At 58.0% G+C, this 15,321-nt stretch carries 12 protein-coding genes; 8 read left to right on the top strand and 4 right to left on the bottom strand.

The genetic code is table 11. The annotated features are described in order from the left end of the window. Window positions 1–3: 3 nt before the first annotated feature. Genes M8010_RS01675 through M8010_RS01665 form a run of 3 tightly spaced genes read right to left on the bottom strand, consistent with a single transcriptional unit; the run spans window position 4 to window position 3,283 of the window. On the bottom strand, window positions 4–399 hold the full coding sequence (locus tag M8010_RS01675) for an ectoine synthase (RefSeq protein WP_036207743.1): 396 nt from the start codon (window positions 397–399) through the stop codon (window positions 4–6). Between the two features lie 50 nt (window positions 400–449). Further along, window positions 450–1,877 (bottom strand): GTPase/DUF3482 domain-containing protein, encoded by a 1,428-nt coding sequence (locus tag M8010_RS01670; RefSeq protein WP_250087223.1) that lies wholly within the window; start codon window positions 1,875–1,877, stop codon window positions 450–452. Next, window positions 1,874–3,283, bottom strand: a complete 1,410-nt coding sequence (locus M8010_RS01665) for a DUF2868 domain-containing protein (protein ID WP_250087213.1) — start codon at window positions 3,281–3,283, stop codon at window positions 1,874–1,876. The genes M8010_RS01670 and M8010_RS01665 overlap by 4 nt, the downstream gene beginning before the upstream one ends. A gap of 83 nt (window positions 3,284–3,366) precedes the next feature. Between M8010_RS01665 and M8010_RS01660 the strand changes: the two genes are divergently transcribed. Next, on the top strand, window positions 3,367–3,726 hold the full coding sequence (locus tag M8010_RS01660; protein ID WP_250087211.1) for a DUF6164 family protein: 360 nt from the start codon (window positions 3,367–3,369) through the stop codon (window positions 3,724–3,726). Here the strand turns inward: M8010_RS01660 and M8010_RS01655 are convergent. After that, window positions 3,723–4,640: an alpha/beta hydrolase gene (locus tag M8010_RS01655; protein ID WP_250087208.1), complete on the bottom strand. Its 918-nt coding sequence runs from the start codon at window positions 4,638–4,640 to the stop codon at window positions 3,723–3,725. The two genes, M8010_RS01660 and M8010_RS01655, sit on opposite strands and share 4 nt — an antisense overlap. Before the next feature lie 344 nt (window positions 4,641–4,984). On the opposite strand from M8010_RS01655, the gene M8010_RS01650 reads away from it, so the two are divergent. The 7 genes from M8010_RS01650 to M8010_RS01620 all read left to right on the top strand — a co-directional run bounded on the left by M8010_RS01650 (window position 4,985) and on the right by M8010_RS01620 (window position 14,955). Beyond that, window positions 4,985–7,093, top strand: a complete 2,109-nt coding sequence (locus M8010_RS01650) for a 3-hydroxybutyrate oligomer hydrolase family protein (RefSeq protein WP_250087206.1) — start codon at window positions 4,985–4,987, stop codon at window positions 7,091–7,093. Window positions 7,094–7,240: 147 nt separating this feature from the next. Beyond that, a complete protein-coding gene (locus M8010_RS01645; RefSeq protein WP_250090084.1) occupies window positions 7,241–8,653 on the top strand; it encodes a sigma 54-interacting transcriptional regulator in 1,413 nt (470 codons plus the stop codon). Between the two features lie 328 nt (window positions 8,654–8,981). Next, entirely contained in the window at window positions 8,982–10,034 is a 1,053-nt protein-coding gene (locus M8010_RS01640; RefSeq protein WP_250087197.1) for a TRAP transporter substrate-binding protein, read from the top strand. Window positions 10,035–10,151: 117 nt separating this feature from the next. Further along, window positions 10,152–10,790, top strand: a complete 639-nt coding sequence (locus M8010_RS01635; RefSeq protein WP_250087189.1) for a TRAP transporter small permease subunit — start codon at window positions 10,152–10,154, stop codon at window positions 10,788–10,790. Next, on the top strand, window positions 10,790–12,154 hold the full coding sequence (locus tag M8010_RS01630) for a TRAP transporter large permease (protein WP_250087181.1): 1,365 nt from the start codon (window positions 10,790–10,792) through the stop codon (window positions 12,152–12,154). The genes M8010_RS01635 and M8010_RS01630 overlap by 1 nt, the downstream gene beginning before the upstream one ends. 13 nt (window positions 12,155–12,167) lie before the next feature. Next, window positions 12,168–12,947, top strand: coding sequence for a 3-hydroxybutyrate dehydrogenase (locus M8010_RS01625; protein ID WP_250087173.1), 780 nt, complete (start codon window positions 12,168–12,170; stop codon window positions 12,945–12,947). A gap of 16 nt (window positions 12,948–12,963) precedes the next feature. Next, on the top strand, window positions 12,964–14,955 hold the full coding sequence (locus M8010_RS01620; protein WP_250087171.1) for an acetoacetate--CoA ligase: 1,992 nt from the start codon (window positions 12,964–12,966) through the stop codon (window positions 14,953–14,955). Window positions 14,956–15,321: the final 366 nt, after the last annotated feature.

The raw sequence follows: 15,321 nt of genomic DNA, 5'->3' as shown, positions 1-15,321 counted from the left end.
GGCTTAGTTGTCGCCGGTATCCGGGAGATAAGCGCCGTCTTCGTCGTGAACTTCACGGCCGGTAACGGGCGGGTTGAATGCGCAGATCAGGCGCATGTCCTCGGTACCGCCACGAAGGGTGTGAGGGTCGTTCTTGTCCAGGGCGTAGAGGGTTCCGTCGCTGATCTCGTGTGTTTCGCCAGTGGCCTTGTCATAGATGCTGCCGTTGCCGGCCACGCAATAGACGGCTTCGAGGTGATGCTTGTACCAGAGGTTCAGCTCTGCACCGGCAGGGATAATGGTTTCGTGAAACGAAAATCCCATGCCATCCTTTTTCAGCAGCATACGGCGACTGGTCCAGCCCGGCCCGGAAACTTCGCGCTCGGTGCCGATGATGTCCTGAACTCGTACAATTTTCATACTTATTCCTCGTTATGTGATGGAACAGCCCAATAGTATAAACATCCCTGTCAGGCTCGGTTCAACCGCCAATCGTCGTAGGCGCCCATGGCCTGCTCGATGGCGTCGGCCAATGCCATCCGGGTTTTGTCGTCCAGGGCCCGCTGTTTATGGCAGCGTTCAAGGGCCCGGTGAATAACCCGACGGTTGGTCCGATCCAGGTGTTCCAGCCAGTGGTTGTCCGCCGGTGCCAGGTCCAGCAGTTCGCGACCGGCGTGATTGCGGTGGCTGATGTGCCACCAGTGGTTGACTGCCCTTCCTAATACAACATAGCCGAACTGGCTGTCCTGTACAGGACCAAATGTAGCGGTTCTGAGCCCATTGGTCAGTACGCCGGTATTCAGCACTGGCAGAGTCAGGCGGTCGCCGTAAAAATAACTGCCCGCAGCGCCAATCAATCCCCCGACCAGGGCACCGGCGCCCAGTGAGTGGCCCAGAGTCAGTGCATCCACGCCGGCCCCACCGACAGCACCGGCTCCGAACCCGGCTGTCGCAAGGTAACGGCGGTTGACCCCCCAGGCCTTGCGGCTGTCCTCGCTGAACAGGTCATGTTCACTGTGCCACTCAAGCTCGGCTTCCTGGCGCTCTACACGGTGATGCTCATAGAGTCGTTCGATGGCGATTCGCAGATGCTGCTCCCGTTTTCGCTGATTATCATACCAACTGGCCCGCAGCTGCCTGGCAAGTTCGTCATCAGACATTTCGCTGGTCTGGAGTGTGGTTAGCGTGCGCTTCTCACGAAACGACATCATATCTTCCAGGGTACGGGCAATCAGTGCCGCCGCTTCAGTTCGGCGTTGGCGTCGTTGGGCGAGCAAAAATTCAGTCGCCTGTTCCAGAGGCTGCTCCCAGTCCGGTTCCAGCTGGCCGAATGCCCGCAAAAGGCTGATATGTTGCTCAAACGGAGCGGTAACCGCATCGAACTTGCGAACTACCTGGAAGAACTGGCCAAGCGCGCGCATCCAGGTGTCGCTGTAATCGTCCTCGCCGATACTGTTGATCAGCGCCAGGCTCGGTTGTCCAGTCCAGCGCAGGATGGTCATTTCCGCTTCATGCTGGGCGCTGTAGGGCACAGAGCCATCAACCACATAAATAATGCCTGCACCTTCGGTCAACGGGGCCAGCAACTCACATTCATCGGTAAATCCGCCATCGTCACGGTGCTGGACAATAAAGGCCTTCACGGTTTCCGCACGGTCGGAGGCCGAAACGCTGTGGGCCTCCAGCCATTCCAGGACTCGCCGCGGGCGCTGGAAACCCGGAGTATCCACCAGGGTGTACAGGGTTTTTCCATCCACGGTCAGCGGGTACTCCTGGCGCTGACGAGTAGTTCCGGGTTCCAGGGCGATGGCGATGGCATCGTTCTGGGATAAGGTGGCCACGATGCTGGATTTTCCCTTGTTGGGGTGTCCAACCACAGCGAATACGGGGGCAATCATTCTCTGTACTCATTCTGCAATGCACGGTGTATGCGGGTTTCCGGTGAGGTCATGTCCGGCGAGCTGACTACGATCCGGCTATCTCCGCATCTTTCTGCAAACCGCAGCCATTGGCTTACCTGATGAACAGGTGGCGATTGGTCCGTTTCCGCTGCCATGGGTACAAGGGCAATGAGAGTGGTTGCCGGCCAGGACTTGCGGGCTTCACGCAGAAAGTCCGCCAATTCACCGGTAGGTGGTTCCCAGCTGCGGGTAACCACCACCGCTGCAGGGTTGGAACTGGCAGCAAGAAGCTTTCCAGCGGTGTGGATGACGCTGTTGTCATGCTGAAGCGGCGCATTGCCACCTGCGGAATGAATGTCGCGATAACCAGCCGCCAGAGCGTCAGGGAGTTCCGGCTCACCGGCACCTGCCCAGCGGATAAGTACCTGTCCGCCGGGCAGCGGATGCAGTTGCCCGGATGTGCTCGTGTCTGGCTGGTCTGCAGCATCGTTGTGACGGTTGCCGGTGTCCAGAGCGGGGGTTTCCATCCGGTACTGCAGGGCGATCCTGCCGGGGTGTCTGGCCAGTTCCCTGCGGGCACGCATGCCCGGATGGACTGCTGCCAGTGCCAGTAGCACGAGCCGGGGCAAAATGACATAAGTGGCCCATACCATGGCAACAAAAGGCCACCAGCGCCCCCAGAGCGCAGGATCAGCAGTACCACCGTTATCGCTGCGGAAAAACCGGGTGGCATCCACTAGCTCCCTGTCGGGTACTGCTGCGGGCCAAAGGTTCTGCCATGGCGCGGCCAGCGTAACCAACAGATTGTAATAAGTGTCGGAACCCGTTTTCAGGGTCGTGCTCCAGCCAAAGGCAAGATCCTGAATCACCACCAGCACCAAAAGGGTGAACAATCCGGCGATTCCGAACATCAGTCCGCCGGTGTGGGCCGCGCGAGCCATCAGCATGGGCTGCAACGGCCGTAGTGCACCGGTCGGATTCGCCCCGGCAAACTTCCGTAACAGCCAGCCCCAGGGCTGCCAGCCAGCAAATGCCTGGATGGTCGTAATCGCGGCAAGCAGGCATTGGAGCAGTACAAAGGCCAGGATAACCGTGAGGTTGATTCGCTGGCCGCCCTCGTAGAACAGCAGCCCCAGCATCGCCAATACGCCGGTGATCAGTCCGACAAGTGCAAAGCCTGTGGTCAGGTGTCGCCACGGGCGCATGGGATCGTCGGTGGATAACGGCGCCCGCAGTCTGCGAACGTGCTGAAGCCACAACTCCGGGTCGGGCGACAGACCCTTGTCGCGGCAATCCAGGGCGAACCGGCGGTCGCGCCGGTGCAGGAAAGCCGCGCTCTGGTCGCTGTCTCGCTGAACCTGCTCGTCAAACTCCAGTAATCGTCGAATAGCGCTGTCTGGCATTGATTATCCTGGTGAACTGGGCGGTGAGAACCTTCCCGGAATGCTAGGATAAGGGTATCTCATAATTCGGTGCCAGACATACCATGACCAACCACCTCATGAACCTGCGTCACGTTCCCGATGACGAAGCGGATGAAATCCGCGAGTTGTTCGAGGCCCATGAAGTGCCCTATTACGAAACCCCACCGAGCCGCTGGGGCATCAGCATGGGCGGTTTCTGGGTTCATGATAACGATGAGGCCAGGCGTGCCAGGGAGCTGCTGGATGACTATCAGCGGGAACGTCTGCAACGTCAACGTGTCGCGTACGAGAGAGATCTCGAGGAAGGGCGGACCGGAGGATTCTGGTTTCGGTTGCGCCATAGGCCGGTAACCACCATCGCGGCGTGCCTCGCTATCCTGGTTATCCTGGGGCTCACCGTGGCGCCGTTTATTACGATTTAGTTGCCCCTCTGATCTTTTGCTTTGCTGACCTGATTGCTGTTCTCAGAGTGTCGGGCCAGAAAGTCCGTGGCTTTTTCAACGGCATCGCCGGCGGTCAGGAAGCTGGTTATATGGCCCCGCAGATGCATCAGGTACAACTCGCTCTCAACGCCATGATCTGTCAGGCGAGCCCGGAACTCCTTCGCCTGGCTGGCGGGTACCAGCATGTCCTGAGCACCATGGAACAGAAAGAAAGGCGGTGCCCCAGTGGTGATATGGGTGATCGGAGAGGCTGCCTGGTAGACACCGGGAATGTCCTCCTGTTCGCCATCGAGAAACTGACGGATCAGTTTTCCGGAGCCGAAGGCCCGGAGATCGCCCGGCAGGCCACCGGCAACAACGGCCACTGGTTTGGCGTGCTCCCCGCCGTGGGGCTGATTTAGCGGATGTCCGGACTCTGCGACCAGGGCCATCAGGCTGACCAGGTGGGCACCGGATGAAAACCCGAATGCACTGATCGCGTTCCGGTCCAGGTGGTGGGTATCTGCCTGGCTGTGGAGCCAGCTCATGGCCACCTGCAGGTCATACAGCTGGGCCGGGAAGGTGTACTCTGGTGCAAACCGGTAGTCGATGTTCATCACCGCAAAACCCCGGCTGGCAAGGTGTTCGGCAATCCAGTTCATGTCTTCTCGTGAGCGCCGCTCCCAGCCGCCACCATGAACCAGCAGCGCTGCTGGCATCGGTTTTTCCCCTCGCGGCAGGTAAAGATCCGCCTGCAGGGACTGGGGCCAGCCGTCCGGTGAGAACGTAATATTTGACTGTGTCTCAAAACCGGTTTCCGGCTTTGGAACGGATTGTTCCGGTGCGTTCTCATGGGAAGCGCAGGCGGTCAATGCCGCACCGGCAACAATGGCCAGCAGGCGTAAGGTATTCATCGTGGCTCCATCAGTGGGACTGGCTACAGAAACCAATACGAGAGGACCCTGTTTGTGGATGCTTTTCACCAATCAGTGTCGAGTGTCCGGATATTAATACAGTGTCCTTTTTTCCGGACATCGCTATAGAGCCGCCTTTGGTGGGCTTCAGAGCCTGTTTTTTACAATGTCACTGTCCGGCCATCCGGAAACCGATGTCGTAGCCCGTCAGTAATTTCCTAAAATACATTTCATATCAACAGCTTGCTTTTTTGGCACAGGATACGCATGGGCCCAACAGTGGTGCCTGGTGTGTTTTTTGTGCGCCGGGTTCCCGTGTCTAACAAAAACAACAGGGAAAAATCATGAAAACACTACTGCAATGCACGTTGATTGGGGCGGTCACGTTAACCGTGTCTGCCTGTAAAGATGGCAATTCTCCTTTCAATCAGCTCCCGGATTTCATTCAGGGAGATATTCAGTCCAGCCATTACGATGGCATGACCAATGACCTGCTGACCGGTGGGCTTGGTGCCAGTGGCCTTGCCAGTACACCCGCACCGGCATTCGATGATCCCCTCAATCCCACGCCGGAGGAACTGCGGACGCTAGCAATTTACAACAACTATCGCGCCCTGGTGGATACCGTTCCCGGCGGTGGGTATGGCGAGTTTTTCGGGCCCCAGGTAGGCAACGGCGGTGACGGGCTGGTTTCTGGAGAAGAGCACCTGGCCTATATGTCCGTCGAGGGCAGTGATGTACCCGTTACCGTTATGGTCCAGGTACCGGACAGTTTCGATCCCAAGCAGGCCTGCATGATTACAGCGCCTTCGTCGGGCTCCCGTGGTATTTACGGTGCCATTGGCACCGCCGGGGAATGGGGGCTGAAGAAAGGCTGTGCGGTGGTCTACACCGACAAGGGCACCGGTACCGGCTCTCACAACCTGGCCACCAATGCGGCTCAGCGTATCGATGGCACCCTGACCCAGGACGATGAGCCGGTGCAGTTCCGTGCCGACCTGGACGATCAGGAAAGAGCAGACTTTAACGCCAAGTGGCCAGACCGCCTCGCTTATAAGCATGCTCATTCAAAAGCCAACCCGGAAGCGGATTGGGGCCGGCATGTGCTTCAGTCCATTGAATTTGGCTTTTACATTCTGAATGAGAAGTTCGGACAGGAAACCGGTAACGGTCGCAAGGTTATCAAAGTGAAGCCGAAGAACACCCTGGTGATCGCCTCCAGCGTATCCAACGGTGGCGGTGCCTCTGTCCGCGCGGCGGAACTGGACGACAGCGGTTTGATTGACGGTGTTGCGGTCTCGGAACCCAACGTCAATCCGCAGGTGGATACCAGCTTCACCATACGTCAGGGCAACGGTCCGGCGCTTGCCGAGCACAGCCGTAGCCTGCTGGATTACACCACTGCGCTGGCGGTGTACCAGGGCTGTGCGAATATCGCACTGGAAGTCCGCGATGTCGCCCCCCTGAATGCCACGTTCAACAACTTCACCGTGGCGGAGAATATCTGTAACTCGCTGGCCAACAAGAATTTGGTAAGCGGTGCTGACACCAAAGAGCGTGCCTCCGATGCGCTGCGTATTCTGAACGAGGAAGTGGGCATCCAGCCGGAGCAGAACCTGCTGGCACCCATCCATTTCGGTTTGGCGGTGGCCCAGAGTATTTCCATGACCTACGCCAACGCCTATGGCGAGGCCGGGGTGGAAGACCGGCTGTGTGATATCAGCCTGGCGGCCACGGGAGCTGACGGAGCGGTTACGCCGATCAGTGGCGCTCAGGAAGCTGCGCTATTTTCCGCAAGTAATGGTATTCCACCCAGTGCCGGGGTGAACCTGGTTTACGACAAAGCGGAAGGCCAGCCCACCAACCTTGCGGCCAGTGCCTCGCCCAGTACCAGCCAGCAGGATTATGGCCTGGATGCGCTGCTATGCCTGAGGAGCCTTGCGGTGGGTAGGGACATCGTTGCCGATGAGCCGCTGACAGGCGACGCGGCTGATATGTCGGAGCGCATTGCCGATGGCATCGAGCAGGTGAGAGCCACCGGTGACCTGCAGGGTAAGCCCACGGTTTTTGTGACCGGACGCGCTGATGCCATCCTGCCGATCAACCACACATCCCGGCCCTATTTTGGCCTCAATCAACGGGTTGAAGGTAGTGACAGCAAGCTGCGGTACTATGAAATTCTCAATGCCCACCATCTGGATGTTCTGAACGGATTTCCGGGCATCGCGGACCGGTACGTGCCCCTGCACCACTACTTCTTCCAGGCGCTTGATCTGGTTTGGGCGAACCTTGCCGACAAGCAGGCGTTACCCCCGAGCCAGGTGGTCAGAACCGTGCCACGAGGCAACACCTCAACACCCCTGTCCGCTGACAACCTGACCCCGATCGCGGCAAGTCCGGATGCCGGCGACCTTATCCTGTTCAGTGATGACCAGGTACAGATCCCGGACTGAAGCGCCTGTTAGCCGGCCCGTTCAGGTTAACGGCCGGCTTTGTTTGCCCCCGTTCCGGGGGCGCCATATACTTCCGTCACTGCACCCGGTTCGCCGGGTGCCATGGGTATTGCCATGAATATTATCCAACCCGGTGGTACAGGGTACATGACAGAGCTGTTTACAGATAAAAACAAGAGTGGCCTGACCAGGGACCTGATCGAAGCCCTGTTCCCGATGTTTGAAGAAGCCAGTGCAGGGGCCATTGCCGTTGACCACGAAACCCGTATTACCTGGATCAACAGCAGTTATTCGCACCTGCTGGGGCTGGGCGATCCCCAGTCCGTCATTGGCAAGCTGGTCCGTCAGGTGATTCCGCACACACGGATGCCGGAGGTGGTCGAAACGGGGAAACCGCTGCTGCTTGATATCATGGAACATAACCAGCAACAGCTGGTGGTTACCCGTTTGCCTTTTTACGATGACGACGGACAGATCATGGGGGCGGTAGCGTTTGTGCTGTATGACGATCTGCAACCGCTGACGCCGCTGGTGGCCAAGTATCGTCGCCTGCATCAGGATCTCGCGGCTGCCCGCAAGGCGCTGGCCAAAAAGGCCCGTGGAACCCGCTATAACCTCGCCGACTTTGTTGGTGCCAGCCCGGCAGCCCTGGAGGTCAAACGCCGGGCCCGGCTCGCAGCTGGCCGTGATATGCCCGTGTTGCTTCTGGGTGAGACCGGCACCGGCAAGGAGGTCCTGGCCCAGGCGATTCATTCCGTCTCCGTACGTTCTGAAAAGCCGTTTGTGGGGGTAAACGTTGCCGCCATTCCAGACAATCTCCTGGAAGCCGAGTTTTTTGGCGTTGCGCCAGGTGCCTACACGGGCGCCGATCGTCGTACCCGCGAAGGTAAATTCCAGCTGGCTAACGGTGGCACGCTGTTCCTGGACGAAGTCGGCGACATGCCGCTACCGCTGCAGGCCAAGTTGCTGAGAGCGTTGCAGGAAGGTGAAATCGAGCCGTTGGGCTCAAACAAGGTGGCATCGGTGGATGTGCGTGTCATTGCCGCGACCAGCCGGAACCTGGAAGCAATGATCGCCGAGGGAGAATTCCGTTCGGACCTGTATTACCGTTTGAATGTGCTGGAAATACCCATACCCCCGCTTCGTGATCGGCTGGCGGATCTGGGGGTTTTGTGTGAGGCGTTGTTGGGAGAGATTTGCGACGGCCTGGAAATGAGAGGGGAGATCACCGATGCCGGTGTCGCCGCCCTGGGTGGATATGACTGGCCAGGCAATATACGTGAACTGCGTAATGTCCTCGAGCGGGCCCTGACCATGGGTGAGGATGGTGGTTTACTGGATGCAGACGCCATCTTCAAGGTGTTACCCCGCAGCGGCAACCGGCCAGCCTCTTCGTTAATGCCGCAGCCGGTGCGCCCACTTGCTAAAACCCTGGCCGATGCAGAGTCGCAGGCTATTGAAGAGGCACTGGTGGCAAGCCGCGGAAACCGGACCCGCGCGGCCAAGCTGCTGGGAATTTCACGGTCAGTGCTTTATGAGAAGCTGGCCAAACTGTCCTGAAACCAGGACAGCTGTCCCGCGATCCGTACAAACCCCTACGACTGAAGGCTAACTCTGTCCGGGATTCCGGACTATTTGCAATTTCCTCTTTCACTTAATATTTCTATCTGTTTGATAAATAGATTAAAAGTTTGATTGGCACAGTGTCTGCTATATCCCGGGCGCAGGACGTCAGAACAACGCAGAAAACAAGACTGGCGCTTTCGTTGGACCCGAAAATAATTTACTTGTCCGTCCCGTTTCCTGCGATGTCTGACTACACTTGGATCAGGCCTGCTGGAATATTCCTGTTTGGCCGAATACAACAACAATGCTAGGAGACTTACCAATGAAACTCTTCAAGGCCCTTACCGGTATTGCCGGTGCGATCGCTCTGACCACAGGATCGGCTTTCGCGGATGACTTGCGCTGGAAAATGCCGGTCGCGTTCGCCACCAATTTGCCCGGCCTGGGCTCGCCCGGCGCCTGGGTTGCCGAAAACCTCACCACCGCTTCCGATGGCAGCATTCAGGTTCGTGTCTATGAACCCGGCAAGCTGGTTCCACCTTTCGATATCCTGCAGTCGGTTTCCGATGGCAAAGTTGAAGCAGGCTATACCTGGATCGGATATGACCAGGGCAAGGTTCCTGCGATTCCCCTGTTTGCGGCTGTTCCCTTTGGCATGAAGCCCTGGGCCTACACGGCCTGGTATTACTATGGTGGCGGCCATGAAATGCTGCAGGAAGTCTATGCCAACAAGGGCTTCGATGTGCACGCCCAGCTGTGCGGTATTATCGGGCCTGAAACAGCAGGCTGGTATTCCGAACCCATCGAAACACTGGAAGACTACAAGGGTCTGAAGATTCGCTTTGCAGGCCTGGGTGGCAAGATTCTGGAAGAACTGGGAGCTTCTGTCACCATGATGCCCGGTGGTGAGCTTTACCAGGCGCTGGAAAAAGGCACCATCGACGCGACTGAGTTTTCCATGCCCGCTATTGACCAGCTTCTTGGCTTCGACCAGGTGGTCAAGTACAACCTGTTCCCTGGTTGGCACCAGCAGTTTACCGCCCAGTACATGCTGATCAACAAGGACGAGTGGAACAAAACCACGGACGCACAGAAAGCGCTGGTTGACGCTTCCTGTACTGCTGCAACCACCCTTGGCCTGGCCGAAGGTGAGTACAAGAACGGTGCGGTTCTGGCCGGCTTCCAGGAAAAAGGCGTCCAGGCTGACCAGATCCCCCGCGAAGTTCTGAAAGAGCTGAAAGCGGTTACTGATAAAGTGATGGAGCAGGAATCGGCTAAAGATGCGGACTTCAAACGTGTCTACGAAAGCCAGAATGAGTTCCTTGAAACCTACAAGGTCTGGGACGAGCGTGCCTATGTTCCCTCCGATCTCTAGGGTTCGAGGCTGGTCCTGAGACATCGGGTCGAGCTCCGGTGTTCTCCAACCAAGTCAGGATGGCCCTTCGGGGCCATCCTTGTTTCGCAATCGGCATTCTGAGCGAGGAACTGCTGTATGACGGTGTCTGGTAAAGGCTCACCGCAGAGTGGGCGGGCATCGGTGTCCGACACCGACGAAATTCTTCATCATCACACTGAGTTACCCACAACCTGGATCAGCCAGGGTGTGGACCGTGCGCTTTCCGCGATCGGCAAGACTGCATCCTGGCTCTGGGTTGTGATAACCGGGGTTATCATCTATGCCGTCGTTGGCCGCTATGCCTTTGACGTCGGCTCTGTGACATTGGAAGAAGTTCAGTGGCATCTGGCTGGCGCAGGTTGGTTGTTGGGGCTGGCCTACACCCTGGTGGTTGATGGCCACGTGAGAGTGGATGTAATTCATGAGCGCCTTTCGCTTCGGGGCCAGGGCTGGATTGAACTGTTTGGTCTGCTCTTCCTGTTGCTACCGTTTCTGGCGCTGGCGGTCTACGAAATGTTCCCCTATGCGTACAGTTCATGGCAGCAGGGTGAAACCAGTCAGGCACCGGCCGGTCTTCCACATCGGTGGGTTCTGAAGTTCGTTCTGGCAATTTCGTTTGTCCTGCTCACTCTGGCTGCGCTATCCCGTTTGCTGAAAGTAACCGCACTGCTTTTTGGCTTTCCGAAGCCCATCCGGATCAAGACCGGAAGTAACAAGAAAGAGGATGCATCCTGATGGAGCTTGAAACGCTTTTTGTAATCGGCATGTTTCTTACATTCGGCGTGCTGCTGATGACCGGCTTTCCGGTCGCATGGGTGCTCGGTGGTACCGCTGTGATCTGGACCCTGATTGGTGTAGTTGCCGTTGAGGACTTCGGCGCTGACCTATGGTTCGATTATCAATCTTCCATGGGTCTTGTCCCCGAGCGAATATGGGACATCGTTAACAGCGAAACCCTTGTCGCTCTGCCCATGTTTATCTTTATGGGCATAATGCTCGATCAGTCCGGCGTTGCCGAAAAACTGATGAACAGCATGGTGAAACTCTTTGGCGCAGTCCGTGGTGGATATGCCGTAACCGTGGTTGTTATTGGTGTACTGCTGGCAGCCACCACCGGTATTATCGGGGCGTCCGTGGTACTGCTTGGCATGCTCTCTTTACCGGTAATGATGGAGCACAAGTACGACAAGGGCTTTGCCGTGGGTACGGCCTGCGCCACTGGTACCCTGGGAATCCTGATTCCGCCGTCGATCATGCTGGTCCTCATGGCAGACCGGCTTGCGGTTCCAGAGGCATCTGTGGGAGACCTTTTCATGGGCGCGTTCCTCCCTGGGCTGCTTCTGGGGTCCATGTACGTCGCCTATGTGATGCTCCGTCCGCTGTTTCAGCCACACATTGCGCCGGTGCCCGAGGGGACGGTGAAACCAACCTGGAGCATCGTCTGGGAGGTGGCAAAGGCAGTGGTGCCCACGGCGGCGCTGATTCTTGGGGTGCTGGGTTCTATTTTTGCCGGTATCGCCACACCCACGGAAGCTTCCGGTGTGGGTGCGCTCGGCGCTCTGTTGCTGGCGCTGATGTCGGGGCGTCTGAACGTGAAAGTGCTGAATTCTTCGGTGCAGCAGACAACGCGTACGGCGGCGTTTATTTTCGCTATTTTCCTGGGGGCAACAGCGTTCTCTGTAGTGCTTCGGGGGCTTGGTGGCGACCAGGTCATTGAAGACGCCTTGCTGGGGCTGCCCTTCGGACCCTACGGCGTGGTGTTGACCATCCTGTTTGCGGTGTTCCTGTTGGGGTTCTTCCTGGACTGGGTCGAGATCACGCTGATCATCCTGCCGCTGGTGGCACCGGTAGTCCAAACCCTCGGGTTCGACCTGGTGTGGTTCACCATTCTCTTTGCCATGTGCCTGCAAACGTCGTTCCTGACGCCGCCAGTAGGCTTTGCACTGTTCTACATCAAGGGTGTTGCACCACCGGAAATCGATGTGATGGATATCTACAAGGGCGTCATACCCTTCATTATTATCCAGCTGATTGCCTTGGTGATCGTATTCCTGGTGCCTGCAATCGCGACCTGGCTGCCCAGCATCGCTTACGTCTAAGGAGACAATACTAATGCGTCTAGAAAATCGGATAGCCCTGATCACCGGGGCGGGGCGGGGCATCGGCCGTGCCATTGCAGAACATTATGGCCGTGAAGGAGCCCGGGTGGCGGTGGCTGACCTCACCATTGAGAGTGCCCAGGAAGCGGTCGACGCCATCGAACAGGCCGGCGGAACCGCCATGCCTCTGGCCATGGATGTCACCGACGAGCACGCCGTTGACCGAGGTGTGGCCGCCATCGTGGAAAAATGGGGTGGGCTTGATATTGCCGTGGCCAATGCCGGTATCCAGCACATCGACCCGTTACACAAGCTCTCTTTTGACAACTGGCGCAAGGTTATGAGCGTGCACCTGGACGGCGCCTTCCTGGTCACCCGTGCCGCGCTCAACCAGATGTATGCCAGCGGTGGTGGCTCGATAATTTACATGGGCTCGGTGCATTCCCTGGAAGCATCCCCGCTGAAGGCACCTTACGTGGCTGCCAAACACGCCATGCTGGGCTTGTGCCGGGCTGTGGCCAAGGAGGGGGCGGAGCATGGGGTTCGAAGTAACATCATCTGCCCGGGTTTTGTCCGCACCCCGCTGGTGGATAAACAGATTCCTGAACAGGCGAAAGAGCTGGGCATTTCCGAGGAGGAAGTGATTAGCAAGGTCATGCTGAAAAATACAGTGGATGGGCAGTTTACCACTCTGGAAGATGTCTCAGAGCTGGCGGTGCATCTGGCCGCTTTTCCCTCGGCAGCCATGACCGGCCAGTCCATTGTGGTCAGCCACGGCTGGCATATGCAGTAAGTAACAGGAGAGACGGATGAGCAACACAGAACAATCACCGGTAGTCTGGTCTCCCTCGGAAGACACGCTTAAAAATTGCCGCATGGGCCGGTTCCAGGATTGGCTGGAGCAACAGGGCTTCGGCCCGTTTGCCGACTACCACGCCCTGCACCAGTGGTCGATTGATGAGCTGGAGACCTTCTGGCAGAAAGTCTGGGATTATTGCGGGCTGGTCTGCGAGACCCCGGCGGACAAGGTGTTGGGTAAGCGGGAAATGCCGGGTGCACAATGGTTCCCCGGGATGAAGCTTAATTTCGCCGCCAACCTGCTGCGGCTGGCGGATGGCGAACATGCCGATCGCGAAGCGGTGGTGGCCTACTGCGAAACCCGCCCTGTCCTGCGCAGGACATACGCCCAGTTGAAAGCCGATACCGGTGCGCTCGAGGCTTTTCTGCGAAACAACGGCATTCAGAAGGGTGACCGGGTTGCCGGTGTGGTAACCAATGGTTATGAAGCCCTGGTGGGCATGCTCGCCACCACCAGCCTTGGTGCCATCTGGAGCTCTGCATCACCGGATTTTGGTGTCGGTGCAATTCTTGACCGCTTCGGCCAGATCGAGCCGGCGGCGTTGGTTGTGGTCAATGGTTATGGCTACGGCGGGAAGGTCTTTAATCGCCAGGACGATTTCGCCGGCCTGATTGACGGCCTGCCAACCTTGCGTTGCGTGGTCAGCATCGAACAACTGCCGGGCGAGCCAGCCATAGCCGGTGACAAGGTTACCCACTGGGACGACGCCCTTGCCGAAGGCCAGGGCCAGGCGCCCTCCTTTACACCGCTGCCGCCGGATCACCCGGTGTATATCCTCTATTCCTCAGGTACCACCGGCAAGCCCAAGTGCATTGTCCACGGCAATGCCGGCCTGCTGGTCAACCATGCCAAGGAACTGATGCTTCACGGTGATGTAGGCCCGGAGGACCGGTTCCTCTACTTCACCACCTGTGGCTGGATGATGTGGAACTGGCAGGCCTCGGCGCTGCTGACTGGCGCCGCTGTGATAACCGTCGACGGTTCCCCGGGCTACCCGGATCTGAACTTTCTCTGGCAGTTGGTGGCTGACGAGAAAGTCACCCATTACGGTACCAGCGCCCGTTTCATTGCCGGCTGCCGCAAGGCGGAACTGAAACCGGTGAACACCCTGGACTTAAGCGCTCTGCGCGTTGTCTTCTCCACCGGTTCACCACTGTTGCCGGAAGACTATGACTGGGTCTACAGCGACGGCGCGCCTGACGTCCTGCTCGGCTCCATTGCCGGTGGCACCGACATTTGTGGCTGCTTCGTGGGTTCCACCCCGATGCTGCCGGTGCGTAGGGGTGAAATCCAGTGCCGTTTCCTGGGTGTTGATGCCGTGGCCTATGGCGACGACGGCAAGCCCGTCAGTCATGGCCGTGGGGAACTCGTCTGCCGCCAGCCGCTGCCCTCCATGCCCGTGTATTTCTGGGATGATCCGGATAACGAGCGCTACCAAGACGCCTATTTCAACACCTTCCCGGGCGTCTGGGCCCACGGCGACTTCATCGAATTCACCGAACACGGCGGCGCCGTCATCTACGGCCGCTCCGACGCTACGTTGAACCCCGGCGGTGTAAGAATTGGCACCGCCGAAATCTACCGCCAAGTAGAAACCGTGGCCGAAGTCAAAGACAGCCTCGTCGTCGGTCGCCAGATCGAGGGTGATGTGGAAGTAGTCCTGCTGGTGGTCCCCGCCGAAGGCCAAGCCCTTACCGACGACCTCCGGAAAACCCTCAAAACCCGCATCCGCCAGGGCGCCAGCCCCCGCCATGTGCCCAGGCACATCATCGAGGTACCGGACATTCCGTACACCCGCAGCGGGAAAAAAGTAGAACTGGCTGTCGCCCGCCTGATCAACGGCTCGAAAAAAGCGGATAACCGGGATGCTCTGGGTAACCCGGAGGCGTTGGACCAGATTCGTGACTGCCTTGAGGAGGCTGGGTTGTTGCCGAAGGGGTGAGGTTGCCTGTCGGATTACGCCTGCGGCTAATCCGACCCACGGCTACGTTGTTCCACGTATGGCGGGCATGCACGGGGCTTGTCGAGCGCCGGAGGCAGAGGCAACCAAAACTGTGCGGAGCCAAGGATGGCGGAGCTCAAGCGTCACAGGGATGTGCTCGAGGGTGTTTTGGTTGCCTCTGCCTCCGGCGCGACACTCCCAATCACGACCAAACCCAAAATGTCCGAAAGTTTCGTAAATTCCTGCCTTTTCATCGTCCTGTAACGGGTTTTAACGCATTTTTAGTCGGTTCTTATACTAAGATCGTAACCAGAATTGCCAAAAAAATGCTATCTTAGTAGGTCTATCAAAAGTTCCCGAATCAGT

Source organism: Marinobacter sp. ATCH36, assembly GCF_023555055.1.
Taxonomy (GTDB): domain Bacteria; phylum Pseudomonadota; class Gammaproteobacteria; order Pseudomonadales; family Oleiphilaceae; genus Marinobacter.
The sequence above is the reverse complement of the archived record's forward strand: the minus strand, read 5'-3'. Positions and strand labels throughout refer to the sequence as shown.